Genomic DNA, 15,348 nt, shown 5'->3' on the forward strand with positions numbered 1-15,348 from the left:
ATCGCAAAAACCATTGATAAAACTTATACTGGCAAGCCATTTCGGACTTGCCAGTATTTTTTTGTACCGCTAAGTTAGATCTCTGTCGGCCCGCGTTTTGCCACCCAGTCGGTGGCTTGCCAAGGTTCGATGGGATTGATATAACAGCTGCGCTGTCGCAACCGTAGGGATTTTTCGGTGCGACGATAGAATTCTAGAGGGGATGATAGAGTGAATAAGTCACAACTGATCGACAAGATTGCCGCAGGTGCTGATATTTCCAAAGCGGCAGCGGGACGTGCTTTAGACGCAGTAATCGCTTCCGTTACCGACTCTCTGAAAGCAGGGGATGACGTGGCTCTGGTAGGTTTCGGTTCCTTCACCGTGCGTGAACGTTCGGCTCGTACCGGCCGCAACCCGCAGACCGGTAAAGAGATCAAAATCGCGGCAGCCAAAGTACCGGCCTTCCGTGCAGGGAAAGCGCTGAAAGACGCTGTAAACTGATTTAGCGTCTAACCGTTTAGCGTAACAGGGTTTTGTAATAAACAATCACCTGACGCAGCGGTGCTGGTAAGGTAAGATACAAGGCGCATCGGACTGATGCGCTTTTTTTATTTTTGTCGCAGGGAACGCGCCTGCACAAGGGTTGTTAATCCACATCACAGCGGAGTGTTGTCACACTATGATGGACAATTTACGCGCGGCTGCCAATCACGTCGTGCTCAAAATCATCCTGGCCCTGATCATCCTGTCATTCGTTCTGACCGGGGTGGGTAACTACCTGATCGGCGGCTCCGGCGATTATGCTGCGAAAGTAAATGGTCAGACGATCGAACGTGCTCAGCTGGAACAGGCTTTCCAAAGCGAGCGTAGCCGCATGCAGCAGCAACTGGGTGACCAGTTCTCCGCGCTGGCCGGCAACGAAGGCTACATGCAGCAGATGCGCCGTCAGGTGTTGTCCCAGTTGATCGACAACATGCTGCTCGACCAGTACGCCAAGAAGCTGGGCCTGACGGTCAGCGACGATCAGATCAAGGACGCCATCCGCAAGGCGCCTTACTTCCAGACCAACGGCCAGTTTGATAACGCCAAATACCTCGACCTGATCGGCCGCATGGGCTACACCGCCGACAATTTCGCGCAGTCGATGCGTCAGCAATTGGTCAATCAGCAGGTGATCCAGGCCTTCGGCGATTCCGGCTTTGTGCTGCCGTCCGAATCGCAAGCCATGGCGGCGTTGGTGCTGCAGGAGCGCGACGTGCGCCTGGCGACCATCGATTTGAAAGCGCTGCAGGCGAAACAGAGCGCCGGCGACGACGAACTGAAGGCGTATTACGATCAGAATAAAAACAGCTTCATCGCTCCGGAGCAGGTGAAAGTGAGCTATATCCCGCTGGACGCCGCGTCCATGCAGGACAAGGTGAAAGTGAGCGAAGAGGACATCAGCGCTTACTATGACCAGCACAAGAGCAGCTATGGCCAGCCGGAGCGTAAAAACTACAGCGTGATCCAACTGAAAACCGAGGCGGAAGCCAACGCGGCGCTGGACGAGCTGAAGAAGGGTGCCGATTTCGCCACCCTGGCGAAAGAAAAATCCACCGACATCATTTCACGCCGTACCGGCGGTGAGCTGGGTTGGCTGGAGCCGGAAACCACCGCCGACGAGCTGAAACAGGCTAACCTGACCGAGAAAGGGCAGCTGTCCGGCGTGGTGAAATCCTCTGTCGGCTTCCTGATCGTGCGTTTGAACGACATCGAACCTGAGAAACTGAAACCGCTGAGCGAAGTGCATGACGCTATCGCCAAGCAGGTGCAGCAGGAGAAAGCGGTAGACGCGTATTACGCGCTGCAGCAGAAGGTGAGCGAAGCGGCGACCAGCGACAACGAATCACTGGCCTCGGCTGAAGAAGCGGCCGGCGTGAAAGCGGCGCAAAGCGACTGGTTCACCCGCGACAACATTCCCGCCGCGCTGAACTTCAAGCCGGTCGTGCAGGCGATCTTCGATGGCTCGCTGATCGGCGAGAACGGCGCGCCGGGCAGCAACTCTGACGTTATCACCGTAGACGGCGACCGCGCCTTCGTGGTGCGCGTGAGTGGCCACAAGCCGGAAGGCATCGAGCCGTTCGACCAGGTCAAAGACCGCGTGGCAGATCTGGTGAAGCGCAACAAGGCGCTGCAGGCAGCGAAGCTGCAGGGCGAGAAGCTGCTGGTTGAGCTGAAGCAGGGCAAGGGCGACGAGGCGATGAAAGCCGCCGGCCTGAGCTTTGGCGCCGTGCAGAAGATGGCGCGCGCGCCGGAAGACAGCCAGCTGGTGGAGAGCGTGTTCGCGCTGCCGCACCCGCAGGACGGCAAACCGGTGTACGGCATGTCGCAGGATCGCCAGGACAACGTGGTGCTGATCGCACTCGATGCGGTGAAGCCAGGCACGCTGCCGGAAGACGAAATGAAAACCTTCGTCGGCAAGATGGAAGAGGGCGCGACCGGCGTTTCCTTCGATTCGCTGCTGGCGAGCCTGCGTAAAGAAGCCAAAATCAAAATGGGCGCCGCTGAGCAACAGCCGCAGTAATCGCCGCATTTTTCTGCAACGCAGTGCAACAAACAAAGGCCGCTTTCGCGGCCTTTTCCACATCTGATATCCGCCGATTGCTGAATATCCGCCGCCGCGGCAAGGTAGCCGTGCTGTCACACACAAGGAGGATACAGCATGCAACATACAGAGAAAAAAGCGTTATCAGGTTACCGTCATCACGTCAAAGCGGCGCTGACCGCGCTGTTGTTATGCCTCGCGGGGCCAGCCGCCGCGGTAGATAAAGCCGATGCGCCGGCGCCGATGCTCTCAACACCGGCGGGCAATGGCGGGCAATCGGTGATGACCAAGGCAACCGAAGAGGCGGCGGTCAGCATCAATCAGGCCACCGCCGAACAGCTGGCTGCCGCCCTGAGCGGCGTCGGTCTGAAGAAGGCGGAAGGCATCGTGCGCTACCGCGAACAGAACGGGCCGTTCACCCAGGTTGAGCAGTTGCAGGAGGTGCCGGGCATCGGGCCGGCGCTGTTCGAGAAGAACCGCACTCGGCTGAAAATGTGATCCCGGTCGCGGCTGCGTGGCAAAATGCCGCTGAGGCCGTGACTCCTCTGCTACATTTTACAGGTCTTACCAGTTTGGCGCGTTGACCAAACGGGCGAGGGAGCCTCTGCGGCTCCCTCTTTCTGTAATCACCAGGCAGGAGCGATCGTTCCCTATGCAAACCTTTATCAAAGTTCGCGGTTATCACCTTGATGTTTACCAGCACGTTAACAACGCCCGCTATCTGGAGTTTCTGGAAGAGGCGCGCTGGGAGTGGCTGGAAAACGAGGCCGGGTTCCGCTGGATGACGGAAAACAACATCGCTTTCATCGTGGTGAACATCAATATCAATTACCGCAGCCCGGCAGTATTGGGGGATAAGCTGCGTATCGACAGCCAGATGGTGCAGCTCAACGGCAAGAGCGGGGTGCTGAGCCAAAAGGTGACGCAGGATCCGGCGGGGACGCCGGTGGCCGACGCGCTGCTGACTTTCGTGTGCGTCGATCTGAAAACGCAGCGGGCGCTGCCGATTGAAGGCGAATTGCGCGAGCACCTGGAGGCGCTCACGCTGAAGGAAAACCCGCAGTAAACTCACGGGCGGCAGAGGTTGCCGCCGTCACTGCCTCAGGCCAGAGCGGCCTTCTGTTTCAACGCCGCCATCACTTCCGCCTGGTTGGCCCGGTATTGCATCAGGCCATTGGCGCGCAGGTTGCAGGCAGCGCATTCACCACAGCCGTCACCCTTGATGCCGTTGTAGCAGGTCAGCGTATCCTGCCGCACGCGATCCAACTGGTGGTAATAATCCGCCAGCGCCCAGGTCTCGGCCTTGTTCAGCCACATCAGCGGCGTTTCGAAGCGGATATCGCGAGCGATGCCCAGCACCACCGCTTTGTTCAGCGCTTTAACGAACTCGTCGCGGCAATCCGGGTAGCCGGAGAAATCGGTTTCACATACGCCGGTGATCACCGCTTCCGCTTCCACCTGGTAGGCGTAGATCGCCGCCAGCGTCAGGAACAGGATATTGCGGCCCGGCACGAAGGTGCTCGGCAGCGCGTTTTTCTGGTTGGGATCGTAGGCGGGAACCGGAATATTGTCGCGCGTCAGGCTGCTGACGGCCAGCTCATTGAGCAGCGTTACGTCCAGCACCTTGTGCGCTTTGGCGCCGAGGGCCACCGACAGCTCTTGAGCCACTTCAATCTCGGCGCGATGGCGCTGGCCATAATCGAACGTGACGCAGTGAACTTCGTCATACTGTTGCAATGCCTGGATCAAGCAGGTCGTGGAGTCTTGTCCACCGCTGAAAACGACAACCGCGCGCTTCATAAAATCACCTTTTTGGACTTTGGCCATTCCCGATACACATTCGGGCGGCAGGATAAAAATTGCGTTGCGGCGACAATAGTAGCAGAAAGGGCCGCCAGGCGCAGGGCGGTTCGGCTCAGGTCGGTGCGTCGTCCACCGGCGGCGGCAGCCACGCCTGGCAAAAATCGAACCAGCCGTGCGCGGTCAGCGTCACGCCATGCATGCGCGGCGGCGCGCTGATCTGATACTGGTAGTGGAACAGCGGCGTGATGATGGCGGCGGCCATCAGCCGTTGGTAATAGGCCTGCAGCCGCTCGAAGCGCGGTTGCTGCGCCTGCAGCTGCTGGATCTGCTGCAGCGTCTCCTGTTGCTGCTGCCAGCGGCTTTCCGTCAGGATGCCGCGCCACAGCGTATCCTGCCGCAGCCAGCTCTCCAGCGTCGCCTCAGGCGCTTCGCCGATCAGGTTGTCCGCCAACAGCAGGTCGGCCTGGGCGATCTGTTCCTCGCTTTGCCAGCGCTTGCCGGCGTAGTAGCACACCTCCAGCTCGCAGCCGTGCTGCGCCAACAGCTGTTGCAGCGCGACCGTCACCGTTTCCAGCTCGACCGGCGGCCGATACAGCAGCGTCAGCCGGGCAGGCAGGGGGACATCTTCTTCAATCTGTTGGCTGGGAATGCGCCAGCCGGGCAGCATTTCATGGCTGGGGGTGATCACGCTGTTGGGGATCGGCAGATGGTTCAGCAGGCCTGACTGCTGGATCAGCATCAGCAGCTTTTGCCCCTGGGCTTCGCTCAGCACGCCGTGGCGCAGGTTCAGCGCCAAATAACACCAGCCCAGGCTCATGCTGCGCTGTACCGGCCGGGCCTGCGCCAAATCGTCTTGCTGACCGATGGTGATGCGCACCGGATGCTGGCAGCTGGCGTCGGCGCCGGCGGTGGGCAGATCGGGGGTGATCCAGTATTCGATGGTGTCCAGATACGGATGCTGCAGATGGTAACCGGCGTGCTGTTCTAGCCGCACCAGCTGCGGTTCATTCAACGTCAGTTTGAACGGGCCGGCGCCGATGGCCGGCAGCTCCGGATGGGTCATCAGACAAGGCAGCTCCGCCAGCCGGTGGGCCAGCCAATAGTCCGGCAACTGCAGATCAAACTGAATGCACAGCGGATGCGGCAGGCTGATGTTCGCGACGTTGGCCAAGCTGGGTTGGCTACGCGGGTGGCGCTGCAGTTTTTCCAGCGTTTGCAGCAGCTGGTGGCCGGTCAGCGGTTCACCGTTGTGCCAGCGCAGCTGGCTGCGCAGAAAGAAGCGCCAGCGCAGGCCGCGATCGTCAATCTGCCAGTGGTGCGCCAGATCGGGCTGCGGTTCCGGGTTACCGGTCACTAGGCGCGTCAGCCCGGCGTGCAGGGTCGACACCAGATGTTGTTCGGCGCGGCCGGTCAGCGTGAGCGGGTCGAGCGCTTCCAGCGTGCGGTAATAGGGAATGCGCAGCGTCGGGCTGCCGGCCTGCCATTGCCCGCCGAGGTGCGGGCTGAGCAGATCCTGCAGGTGCTGCGGATCGAGTTGCGCCATCTCCAGCGCCCCCTGATGGTTGCCCTGTTGCAGTAGCTGTTGCAGTAGCTGCGCGCGCAGTTCATCCGGGGTTTTCAGGCAGTGCAGGCGAGCGCGTTTGCCACGGCCGGGCTGCGAATGCCAGCTCAACCAGCCTTGATCCTGCAGCTGTTGCACCAGCGTGCGGGCGTGTCGCTCGCTGCAATAGAACATCGCCGCCAGTTCGCCGATGGTCACGGCGACCGGCGCGCTGCCGAGCTGATGGTACAGGCGTTGATATTGGCTGAGACGGTGAACCAGGCGCATGAGTAGAAATCCGGAACAGTTTTCTCAAATTGTTCACTATTACTTCCGCAAATGCCATCCCATACTGCAGTGATTGTAATCGCGTTCACATTCAGAGGTCTCTATGTATCGCCTGGCAGCTTTCGATATGGACGGCACGCTGTTGATGCCGGATCACCGGGTTGGCCCGGAAACGCTGGCGGTGCTGAACCAGCTGGTGGAACGGGAGATGGTGGTGACGTTCGCCACCGGACGGCACTACCTCGATGCGCAACCGATCATGGCGCAGCTGGGGCTGCAGGGCTACCTGATCACCGGCAATGGCACGCGGGTGTATGACAACCGCGGCCAACAGCTGCATGCCACCGATCTGCCGGCGGCGGTCGCCGAAGAGGTGCTGCATCATCATTGGCGCACCTGCGCCAGCATGCATGTGTTCCGCGACGAAGGTTGGCTGACCGAATTCCCCGTGCCGGAAGAGATGCTGCGGGCGCATCACCTGAGCGGCTTTCGTTTTCAGTTGGCCGACGTGCGCCGCCTGCCGGCGTTCGGCAACAGCAAGGTGTGTTTTGTCGCGCCGCATGAGGAATTGCTGGCCTTGCAGGTGCAGCTGCGGGCACAGCTGGGTGGTGAGGCCGATCTGTGCTTTTCCGCCTACGACTGCCTGGAGGTGTTGCCGCTCGGTTGCAACAAGGGTACGGCGCTGGACCGGCTGAGCCGCCATCTGGGGCTGACGATGGCCGACTGCATGGCGTTCGGCGACGCAATGAACGACAAAGAGATGCTGGGGGCGGTGGGGCACGGCGTGGTGATGGGCAACGCCCTGCCGCAGCTGAAATCCCTGCTGCCGCAGCTACCGGTTATCGGCCATTGCCAGCAACAGGCGGTGGCCCACTATTTACAACATTGGCTGCGTTCACCTTGCCTCACCTATTCCCCCGAAGAATGAGGTTCTCCTTACAGCCGGCCGGGTATGACTACCCGGCTTTTTTTTTACCTAACGCCTGGCGTTACAAATCCGCTAGCTGCGCCAGATACGGCTGCAGATCGCCGATGTTGTTGCTGACCCATTCCGGGTTGTAATAGGTATCCAGGTAACGCTCGCCGCTGTCGCACAGCAGGGTGACGATCGATCCTTGCTCGCCGTTTTCCCGCATCTGCTTCGCCAACTGCAGCGCACCCCAAACGTTGGTGCCGGTAGAGGCGCCAACCTTGCGGCCCAGCACGCCTTCCAGCCAGTGAATGGTGGCGACGCTGGCAGCATCCGGCACGCGCAGCATGTTGTCGACCACCGATGGGATGAACGACGGCTCGGCGCGTGGGCGGCCGATGCCTTCGATACGGCTGCCGCAGCTGCCGATCAGGGTGCGATCGCCGTGGTGGAAGCAGTCATAGAACACCGAGTTTTCCGGATCGACCACCGTCAACCGGGTGTCGTGCCCCTGATAGCGGATGTAGCGCCCCAGCGTGGCGGAGGTGCCGCCGGTGCCGGCGCTCATTACGATGTGTTTCGGCACCGGGAAGGGTTCGCGCGCCATCTGGCGGAAGATGCTGTCGGCGATGTTGTTGTTGCCGCGCCAGTCGGTGGCGCGTTCGGCGTAGGTGAACTGATCCATATAGTGGCCGTTCAGCTCTTTCGCCAGCTGTTCGGAGGCGGCGTAGATCTGGGCGGCGTGATCGACGAAGTGACAGCGGCCGCCGTAAAAGGCGATCTGTTCCACCTTGCGGCGCGCGGTGCAGGACGGCATCACCGCGATGAACGGCAGGCCGATCAGGCGAGCGAAGTAGGCTTCGGACACCGCGGTGCTGCCGGAGGAGGCCTCGATAATGGTGGTGTTCTCGGTGATCCAGCCGTTGCACAGGCCATAAAGGAACAGCGAGCGCGCCAGGCGGTGTTTCAGGCTGCCGGTCGGGTGGGTGCTCTCATCTTTCAGGTACAGGCAGATGCCGGGAAACGCCGGCAGGTTCAGGCGAATTAGGTGCGTATCGGCGGAGCGTTGAAAATCCGCTTCTATTTCACCGATAGCATATTTTACCCAAGAGTTTGTCATGATTTGGCCTCAGAATAGGGGGCTGATTTATGGCGTAGCATAGCCTGTCGGCGGGAAAAAAGGATTGCCATTTTTCCTGTTTAATCGCCTAATGAGAGAAAATTTTTCTCCTGGTGGCCGCTATGTTAGATAAAATAGACCGTAAGCTGCTGTGCATGCTGCAGCAAGATTGCACCCAGTCGCTGCAGGCGCTGGCGGATGCGGTCAATTTGACCTCGACGCCGTGCTGGAAACGCCTGAAGCGTCTGGAAGACGAGGGCTATATCCGCGGTCGGGTGGCCTTGCTGGATAATGAAAAGCTCGGCCTGGGGCTGACGGCGTTCGTGCTGATCAAAACCCAGCAGCACAGCAGCGAGTGGTATCAGGCTTTTGTGCAGCTGACCAGCCAGATGCCCGAGGTGCTGGCGTTTTACCGCATGGCGGGAGAGTACGACTACCTGATGCAGGTCGAAGTGGCGGACATGAAAAGCTACGACGGCTTTTATAAGCGTCTGGTGAACGGCGTACCGGGCCTCATCGACGTCACCTCGAGCTTTGCCATGGAAAAAATCAAATACACCACCGCGCTGCCGGTGCCGGAGTGAAAAGTTCACCGGACGGGCGGCTCAACGGTGGTATCCTGCTCTGCTGAAGCAGAAAAAGAGACAAATCCCATAAAACCCTGGAATCAAACTGCGTGAGATTATTTGCTCAAATCGGCTGGTACTTCCGCCGGGAGTGGCGCCGCTACCTCGGGGCGGTGGTGCTGCTGATCGTCATCGCCATCCTGCAACTGCTGCCGCCTAAGCTGGTCGGCATCATCGTGGACGGCGTCACCGAAAAACAGATGTCCACCGGCGTGCTGATGGCCTGGCTCGGGTTGATGATCGGTACCGCGATCGTCGTTTACCTGCTGCGCTATGTGTGGCGGGTGTTGCTGTTCGGCGCGTCCTACCAGCTCGCGGTCGAGCTGCGCGAAAACTTTTACCGTCAGCTCAGCCGGCAAAACCCCGCGTTTTACCTGCGTCACCGCACTGGCGATCTGATGGCGCGCGCCACCAACGACGTGGATCGCGTGGTATTCGCCGCCGGTGAAGGCGTGCTGACGCTGGTGGATTCGCTGGTGATGGGGTTGGTGGTGTTGGTGGTGATGAGCACCCAAATCAGCTGGCAACTGACAGTGCTGGCGTTGATCCCGATGCCGTTGATGGCGATCGCCATCAAATATTACGGCGATCAGCTGCACCAGCGCTTTAAATCGGCACAGGCGGCGTTTTCCAGCCTGAACGATCAGGCGCAGGAAAGCATGACCAGCATCCGCATGATCAAGGCCTTCGGGCTGGAAGATCACCAATCCAACCGCTTCGCCGAGGTGGCGGCGCAGACCGGGGCCAAGAACATGCACGTGGCGCGGGTGGATGCGCGCTTCGATCCGACCATTTATATCGCCATCGGTGCGTCTAACCTGCTGGCCATTGGCGGCGGCAGTTGGATGGTGGTGAACGGTTCGCTGACGCTCGGGCAACTGACCAGCTTTGTGATGTATCTCGGCCTGATGATCTGGCCGATGCTGGCACTGGCCTGGATGTTCAACATCGTCGAACGCGGCAGCGCGGCCTACAGCCGCATCCGCAGCCTGCTTGATGAGGCGCCGGCGGTGCAGGATGGCCCACAGGCGCTGCCGGCCGGGCGCGGCGTGCTGGACGTGGATATCCGCGCGTTCCACTACCCGGAAAACCCACATCCGGCGCTGCACGATGTGGCGGTGACGCTGAAACCAGGGCAAATGCTGGGGCTGTGCGGGCCGACCGGGGCCGGTAAATCGACGCTGTTGTCGCTGATCCAGCGTCAGTTCGACGTCGACCAAGGGCAGATCCGCTATCACGGCCTGCCGTTGCCGCAGGTCAAACTCGACGACTGGCGTTCGCGACTGTCGGTGGTGAGCCAAACGCCGTTCCTGTTCTCCGATACCGTGGCGAACAACATCGCGCTGGGCCATCCGGGCGCGACGCAGGCGCAGATCGAACAGGCAGCGCGGCTGGCCAGCGTCCATGAGGACATTTTGCGGCTGCCGCAAGGCTATGACACCGAGGTGGGCGAACGCGGCGTGATGTTGTCGGGCGGGCAGAAACAGCGCATCTCCATTGCGCGTGCGCTGCTGCTGGATGCAGAGATCTTGATCCTCGACGACGCGCTGTCGGCGGTGGACGGCCGTACCGAACACCAAATCCTGCACAACCTGCGCAGCTGGGGGCAAGATCGCACGGTGATCATCAGCGCGCACCGGCTGTCGGCATTGACCGAAGCCAGCGAGATCCTGGTGATGCAGCACGGCGGTGTAGCGCAGCGCGGCGATCCGGCGGCGCTGGCGGCGCAGCCGGGCTGGTATCGCGATATGTACCGTTATCAGCAGCTGGAAGCGGCGCTGGACGAAGCGCCGGAAAACGGCGAGGAGGCGTTGGCCGATGAATAAAGTGCAAAAGCTGTGGCCGACGCTGAAGCGGCTGCTGGCCTACGGCTCGCCGTACCGCAAACCGCTGGGGCTGGCGGTGCTGATGCTGTGGATAGCGGCGGCGGCGGAAGTCGCCGGGCCGATCCTGGTCAGCTATTTTATCGATAATTACGTCGCCAAAGGGCAACTGCCGCTGATGATTGTCGGCGGGCTGGCGGCGGCCTACATTCTGCTGGAGCTGCTGGCGGCGGCGCTGCACTACTTCCAGGCGCTGTTGTTCAACCAGGCGGCGGTGGGCGTGGTGCAGCGGTTGCGTACCGACGTGATGGACGCCGCGCTGCGCCAACCGCTCAGCGCCTTTGACACACAACCGGTCGGGCAATTGATCTCGCGCGTTACCAACGACACCGAAGTGATCAAGGATCTGTACGTGATGGTGGTCTCCACGGTGCTGAAAAGCGCCGCGCTGATCGGCGCCATGCTGGTGGCGATGTTCAGCCTCGACTGGCGCATGGCGCTGGTGGCTATCTGCATCTTCCCGGCGGTGTTCGTGGTGATGGGCATCTATCAATACTACAGCACGCCGATTGTGCGCCGGGTGCGCAGTTATCTGGCGGACATCAACGACGGTTTCAACGAAGTGATCAACGGCATGGGCGTGATTCAGCAGTTCCGCCAGCAGGTGCGCTTCGGCGAGCGCATGAGCGCCGCCAGCCAGTCGCATTATCTTGCGCGCATGCAGACCCTGCGGCTCGACGGTTTTCTGCTGCGGCCGCTGCTCAGCCTGTTTTCGGCGCTGGTGCTGTGCGGCCTGTTGATGTTGTTCGGCTTCAGCGGCGAGGGCGTGATTGGCGTCGGCGTCCTCTACGCCTTCATCAACTACCTGGGGCGCCTGAATGAACCGCTGATCGAGCTGACGTCACAGCAGTCGATCCTGCAGCAGGCGGTGGTGGCCGGCGAACGCATTTTCGAGCTGATGGATCGCAGCCAGCAGAGTTACGGTGCCGACGATCGTCCTCTGGCCGGTGGCCGCATCGACATCACCGATCTGAGCTTCGCTTACCGTGCGGACAAAAAGGTGCTGCAGCATATTTCGCTGGCGGTGCCCTCACGCGGCTTCGTGGCGCTGGTCGGGCATACCGGCAGCGGCAAGAGCACCTTGGCCAACTTGCTGATGGGCTATTACCCGGTCAGCGAGGGGGAAGTGCGTCTCGATGGACGCCCGATATCCAGCCTGTCGCACCGCACGCTGCGTCAGGGCGTAGCGATGGTGCAGCAGGATCCGGTGGTGATCGCCGATTCGGTACTGGCCAACGTCACGTTGGGGCGTAACATCGAGGAAGACACCGTTTGGCGGGCGCTGGAAACGGTGCAGTTGGCGAGTCTGGTGCGCGGCTTCCCGCAGGGTATCCACACCCGCCTGGGGGAGCAGGGCAATAACCTGTCGGTCGGGCAGAAACAGCTGCTGGCGATGGCGCGGGTCTTGGTGCAGGCGCCGCAGATTTTGATTCTCGACGAGGCGACTGCCAATATCGACTCGGGCACCGAACAGGCGATCCAGCGGGCTCTGCGTGCGATCCGCGAGCACACCACGCTGGTGGTGATCGCCCACCGCCTCTCAACCATCGTCGATGCCGATTCCATTCTGGTGCTGCATCGTGGCCACGCGGTGGAGCAGGGCAACCATCAACAGCTGCTGGCGCAGCAGGGGCGCTACTACCAGATGTATCAACTGCAGCTGGCGGGCGAGCAGTTGGCGGAAGCGGTGCGCGAGGAGAGCCAACTCGTCTGATCCCAGGGGCCGCGATCGCGGCCCTTGTTTCTTTCCCACGCACCACAAGCAGGCAACTCGCCCAAGCTACGCCCCCTTTCTGCACTTTTTCGACGCGATGCGCACCAAATTAGTGCGCATTATTTAACCCATTCAAGGTATCGGCGCTGCGCTGCGTCGCGGCGGCGCCCGCGTGTGCGCTAATCCGCTGAATCGTCATGCAAAATTAAATTTGGCACAGCCCTTGCTACATATGACGCGTACCAGGGGTGAGTTTGGGCTTAATTCGTGGAGGGGCAATATGAAGCTGGTGACCGTGGTAATCAAACCGTTCAAGCTGGAGGATGTGCGCGAGGCTCTGTCCTCCGTGGGCATTCAGGGGTTGACCGTAACCGAAGTGAAGGGCTTTGGCCGCCAGAAGGGGCATGCCGAGCTGTATCGCGGCGCCGAATATAACGTCAACTTCTTGCCCAAGGTCAAAATCGATATCGCTATCGCCGACGATCAGTTGGATGAAGTGGTTGATGTGATTAGCAAAGCCGCCTACACCGGTAAAATCGGCGACGGCAAAATTTTCGTTGCCGAGTTGCAACGCGTGATCCGCATTCGCACCGGCGAAACCGACGAATCGGCACTGTAACCACGAACTCAGTTAAGCAATGGGGATGGATTGATAATGAAAAGACTGTTATCCATGTTGGGCCTGAGTTCGGTAACCCTGGTTCCTTCTTTGGCCCTGGCCGCCCCGGCGGTCGCCGATAAGGCCGACAACGCCTTTATGATGATCTGCACCGCGTTGGTGCTGTTCATGACGCTGCCGGGCATCGCGCTGTTTTACGGCGGCCTGCTGCGCGGCAAAAACGTGCTGTCGATGCTGACGCAGGTCACCGTCACCTTCGCGCTGGTCTGCGTGCTGTGGGTGCTGTATGGCTACAGCCTGGCGTTCAGCGAAGGCAATGCGGTGTTCGGCGGATTCGAGACGGCGATGCTGAAAGGCATCGGCATCGACAGCGTCACTGGCAGCATCAGCCAGATGATCCACGTCGCTTTCCAAGCCTCCTTCGCCTGCATTACTGTGGCGCTGGTGGTGGGGGGCTTCGCCGAACGCATTCGCTTCTCGGCGGTGCTGATCTTCGCGATCGTGTGGTTCACCCTGTCTTACCTGCCGATCGCGCACATGGTGTGGGGCGGTGGCTATCTGGCCACCGACGGCGCGCTGGACTTCGCCGGCGGCACCGTGGTACACATCAACGCCGCCAGCGCGGGGCTGATCGGCGCCTATCTGCTCGGCAAACGCGCCGGCTTCGGTAAAGAGGCGTTCAAACCGCACAACCTGCCGATGGTGTTTACCGGGGCGTCCATCCTGTATATCGGCTGGTTCGGTTTCAACGCCGGTTCCGCCAGCGCGGCCAACGGCATCGCGGCCCTGGCATTCCTCAACACGGTGGTGGCTACCGCGGGCGCCATTCTCTCCTGGACCTTCGCAGAGTGGGTGCTGCGCGGCAAGCCTTCGCTGCTGGGCGCCTGCTCTGGCATGATCGCCGGGCTGGTTGCGGTGACGCCGGCGGCGGGCACCGTGGGCGTGGGTGGGGCGTTGATCATCGGCCTGGTAGGCGGCGTTGCCGGCCTGTGGGGCGTCGTGACGTTGAAGAAATGGCTGAAAGTGGACGACACCTGCGACGTGTTCGGCGTGCACGGGGTGTGCGGCATTGTCGGCTGTCTGCTGACCGGCGTGTTCACCGCTTCTTCCCTCGGTGGCACCGGCTATGCCGAAGGCGTGACGATGGGCCATCAGGTGTGGATCCAGCTGCTGAGCGTCGTGATTACGCTGGTGTGGTCAAGCGTCGCCGCCTTTATCGCCTTCAAGATTGCGGGCGCGATGGTGGGGCTGAGAGTACCGGAAGAGCAGGAGCGCGAAGGGCTGGATGTCAACAGCCACGGCGAGAGCGCCTACAACCAATAAGACTCGAAGCAGGGCAGTGCGCGAAAGACTAAAATAATGATGAAGCAAAAAGGGGCGATGGAAACATCGCCCCTTACTTTATATTGCGGATTAGGCGTCGCGCTGGCGAATCACCCCTTCCTGCACGGTGGTGGCGACCAGTACGCCGTCGCGAGTGTAGATCTGGCCGCGCACAAAGCCCCGTGCGCCGGAGGCGGAGGAGCTCTCCACCGCGTACAGCAACCAGTCATCCATACGGAACGGACGGTGGAACCACATTGAGTGGTCAATGGTGGCCACCTGCATGCCCGGCTCGAGGAAGCCGACGCCGTGTGGCTGCAGCGCCGTCGGCAGGAAGTTAAAGTCCGACGCGTAGCCCAGCAGATATTGGTGGATGCGCTGATCGTCCGGCATGCTGCCGTTGGCACGGAACCACACGTAGCGATGCGGCTCTTCCACGCTGCCTTTCAACGGATTGTGGAATTTCACCGGGCGCATTTCGATCGGCTTCTGGCCGATAAATTTTTCGCGCACTTTTTCCGGCAGCATATGCGCCAGCTTCTGGGCGATCTCTGACTCGGACAGCAGCCCTTCTGGAGGCGGCACGTCCGGCATCAGGTTCTGGTGCTCGAAACCGGTTTCCGGGCTTTGGAAAGAGGCGGTCATATAGAAAATAGGTTTGCCGTGCTGAATAGCGCTGACGCGACGGGCGCTGAAGCTGTTGCCGTCGCGCAGGGTTTCTACGTCGTAAACGATGGGTTTGCTGCTGTCGCCCGGGCGCAGAAAGTAGCTGTGGAACGAGTGCACGCTGCGCTCGTCCGGCACCGTCTGCTTGGCGGCGTAGAGCGCCTGGCCGACAACCTGTCCACCGAACACCTGGCGCAGCCCCAGATCTTCGCTTTGGCCGCGAAACAGCCCTTCTTCGATTTTCTCCAGATCCAGCAGATCAAGGAGGTTTTGCAATGCCTGGCTCATAA

At 60.7% G+C, this 15,348-nt stretch carries 14 protein-coding genes; 10 read left to right on the forward strand and 4 right to left on the reverse strand.

Translation table 11 applies throughout. From position 1 onward, the window contains the following. Nucleotides 1–210: 210 nt before the first annotated feature. From hupB to ACJ8IL_RS15620, 4 genes are all read left to right on the forward strand, one after another. Nucleotides 211–483: a nucleoid-associated protein HU-beta gene (gene hupB, locus ACJ8IL_RS15605; protein ID WP_004940351.1), complete on the forward strand. Its 273-nt coding sequence runs from the start codon at nt 211–213 to the stop codon at nt 481–483. Nucleotides 484–661: 178 nt separating this feature from the next. Further along, entirely contained in the window at nt 662–2,545 is a 1,884-nt protein-coding gene (gene ppiD, locus ACJ8IL_RS15610) for a peptidylprolyl isomerase (protein ID WP_049209308.1), read from the forward strand. Between the two features lie 138 nt (nt 2,546–2,683). Next, nucleotides 2,684–3,064 carry a ComEA family DNA-binding protein gene (locus ACJ8IL_RS15615; protein ID WP_043135650.1) on the forward strand — a complete coding sequence of 127 codons (381 nt, stop codon included), beginning with the start codon at nt 2,684–2,686 and terminating at the stop codon, nt 3,062–3,064. Between the two features lie 154 nt (nt 3,065–3,218). Then, nucleotides 3,219–3,632, forward strand: coding sequence for an acyl-CoA thioesterase (locus ACJ8IL_RS15620; RefSeq protein ID WP_025301769.1), 414 nt, complete (start codon nt 3,219–3,221; stop codon nt 3,630–3,632). A 35-nt stretch (nt 3,633–3,667) separates the two neighbouring features. Here ACJ8IL_RS15620 and queC read toward each other — a convergent pair whose 3' ends face one another. Both queC and ACJ8IL_RS15630 read right to left on the reverse strand, forming a co-directional pair. Then, entirely contained in the window at nt 3,668–4,366 is a 699-nt protein-coding gene (gene queC / locus ACJ8IL_RS15625; RefSeq protein WP_049296013.1) for a 7-cyano-7-deazaguanine synthase QueC, read from the reverse strand. Nucleotides 4,367–4,481: 115 nt separating this feature from the next. After that, on the reverse strand, nt 4,482–6,197 hold the full coding sequence (locus tag ACJ8IL_RS15630) for an SgrR family transcriptional regulator (protein ID WP_197770427.1): 1,716 nt from the start codon (nt 6,195–6,197) through the stop codon (nt 4,482–4,484). Between the two features lie 103 nt (nt 6,198–6,300). Here ACJ8IL_RS15630 and cof point away from each other — a divergent pair, with 103 nt between their 5' ends. Further along, nucleotides 6,301–7,125 (forward strand): HMP-PP phosphatase, encoded by an 825-nt coding sequence (cof, locus tag ACJ8IL_RS15635; RefSeq protein WP_025301772.1) that lies wholly within the window; start codon nt 6,301–6,303, stop codon nt 7,123–7,125. A 61-nt stretch (nt 7,126–7,186) separates the two neighbouring features. On the opposite strand, the gene ACJ8IL_RS15640 is transcribed toward cof, so the two are convergent. Further along, nucleotides 7,187–8,227, reverse strand: a complete 1,041-nt coding sequence (locus tag ACJ8IL_RS15640) for a PLP-dependent cysteine synthase family protein (protein WP_025301773.1) — start codon at nt 8,225–8,227, stop codon at nt 7,187–7,189. A gap of 122 nt (nt 8,228–8,349) precedes the next feature. Here ACJ8IL_RS15640 and ACJ8IL_RS15645 point away from each other — a divergent pair, with 122 nt between their 5' ends. The 5 genes from ACJ8IL_RS15645 to amtB all read left to right on the forward strand — a co-directional run bounded on the left by ACJ8IL_RS15645 (nt 8,350) and on the right by amtB (nt 14,392). Further along, complete coding sequence (locus ACJ8IL_RS15645) at nt 8,350–8,811, forward strand: Lrp/AsnC family transcriptional regulator (protein ID WP_164063551.1); 462 nt, start codon at nt 8,350–8,352, stop codon at nt 8,809–8,811. A 92-nt stretch (nt 8,812–8,903) separates the two neighbouring features. Further along, nucleotides 8,904–10,679: a multidrug efflux ABC transporter permease/ATP-binding subunit SmdA gene (smdA, locus tag ACJ8IL_RS15650; protein ID WP_060432557.1), complete on the forward strand. Its 1,776-nt coding sequence runs from the start codon at nt 8,904–8,906 to the stop codon at nt 10,677–10,679. After that, nucleotides 10,672–12,450, forward strand: a complete 1,779-nt coding sequence (smdB, locus tag ACJ8IL_RS15655) for a multidrug efflux ABC transporter permease/ATP-binding subunit SmdB (RefSeq protein WP_197770426.1) — start codon at nt 10,672–10,674, stop codon at nt 12,448–12,450. The genes smdA and smdB overlap by 8 nt, the downstream gene beginning before the upstream one ends. A 280-nt stretch (nt 12,451–12,730) precedes the next feature. After that, entirely contained in the window at nt 12,731–13,069 is a 339-nt protein-coding gene (gene glnK, locus ACJ8IL_RS15660; RefSeq protein ID WP_004940327.1) for a P-II family nitrogen regulator, read from the forward strand. A 36-nt stretch (nt 13,070–13,105) separates the two neighbouring features. Further along, nucleotides 13,106–14,392, forward strand: coding sequence for an ammonium transporter AmtB (gene amtB / locus ACJ8IL_RS15665; RefSeq protein ID WP_049295142.1), 1,287 nt, complete (start codon nt 13,106–13,108; stop codon nt 14,390–14,392). Nucleotides 14,393–14,482: 90 nt separating this feature from the next. On the opposite strand, the gene tesB is transcribed toward amtB, so the two are convergent. Continuing rightward, nucleotides 14,483–15,346 carry an acyl-CoA thioesterase II gene (gene tesB, locus ACJ8IL_RS15670; protein ID WP_016928847.1) on the reverse strand — a complete coding sequence of 288 codons (864 nt, stop codon included), beginning with the start codon at nt 15,344–15,346 and terminating at the stop codon, nt 14,483–14,485. Nucleotides 15,347–15,348 lie beyond the last annotated feature (2 nt).

This window comes from Serratia sp. CY47444 (assembly GCF_052168635.1).
Lineage (GTDB): Bacteria > Pseudomonadota > Gammaproteobacteria > Enterobacterales > Enterobacteriaceae > Serratia > Serratia bockelmannii.

What these genes read in the sequence shown, in the direction of transcription:
- ppiD (WP_049209308.1), top strand. Translation starts at nt 662, where the DNA reads ATGATGGACAATTTACGCGCGGCTGCCAATCACGTCGTGCTCAAAATC.
- ACJ8IL_RS15615 (WP_043135650.1), top strand. Translation starts at nt 2,684, where the DNA reads ATGCAACATACAGAGAAAAAAGCGTTATCAGGTTACCGTCATCACGTC.
- ACJ8IL_RS15620 (WP_025301769.1), top strand. Translation starts at nt 3,219, where the DNA reads ATGCAAACCTTTATCAAAGTTCGCGGTTATCACCTTGATGTTTACCAG.
- queC (WP_049296013.1), bottom strand. Translation starts at nt 4,366, where the DNA reads ATGAAGCGCGCGGTTGTCGTTTTCAGCGGTGGACAAGACTCCACGACC.
- ACJ8IL_RS15630 (WP_197770427.1), bottom strand. Translation starts at nt 6,197, where the DNA reads ATGCGCCTGGTTCACCGTCTCAGCCAATATCAACGCCTGTACCATCAG.
- cof (WP_025301772.1), top strand. Translation starts at nt 6,301, where the DNA reads ATGTATCGCCTGGCAGCTTTCGATATGGACGGCACGCTGTTGATGCCG.
- ACJ8IL_RS15640 (WP_025301773.1), bottom strand. Translation starts at nt 8,227, where the DNA reads ATGACAAACTCTTGGGTAAAATATGCTATCGGTGAAATAGAAGCGGAT.
- ACJ8IL_RS15645 (WP_164063551.1), top strand. Translation starts at nt 8,350, where the DNA reads ATGTTAGATAAAATAGACCGTAAGCTGCTGTGCATGCTGCAGCAAGAT.
- smdB (WP_197770426.1), top strand. Translation starts at nt 10,672, where the DNA reads ATGAATAAAGTGCAAAAGCTGTGGCCGACGCTGAAGCGGCTGCTGGCC.
- glnK (WP_004940327.1), top strand. Translation starts at nt 12,731, where the DNA reads ATGAAGCTGGTGACCGTGGTAATCAAACCGTTCAAGCTGGAGGATGTG.
- amtB (WP_049295142.1), top strand. Translation starts at nt 13,106, where the DNA reads ATGAAAAGACTGTTATCCATGTTGGGCCTGAGTTCGGTAACCCTGGTT.
- tesB (WP_016928847.1), bottom strand. Translation starts at nt 15,346, where the DNA reads ATGAGCCAGGCATTGCAAAACCTCCTTGATCTGCTGGATCTGGAGAAA.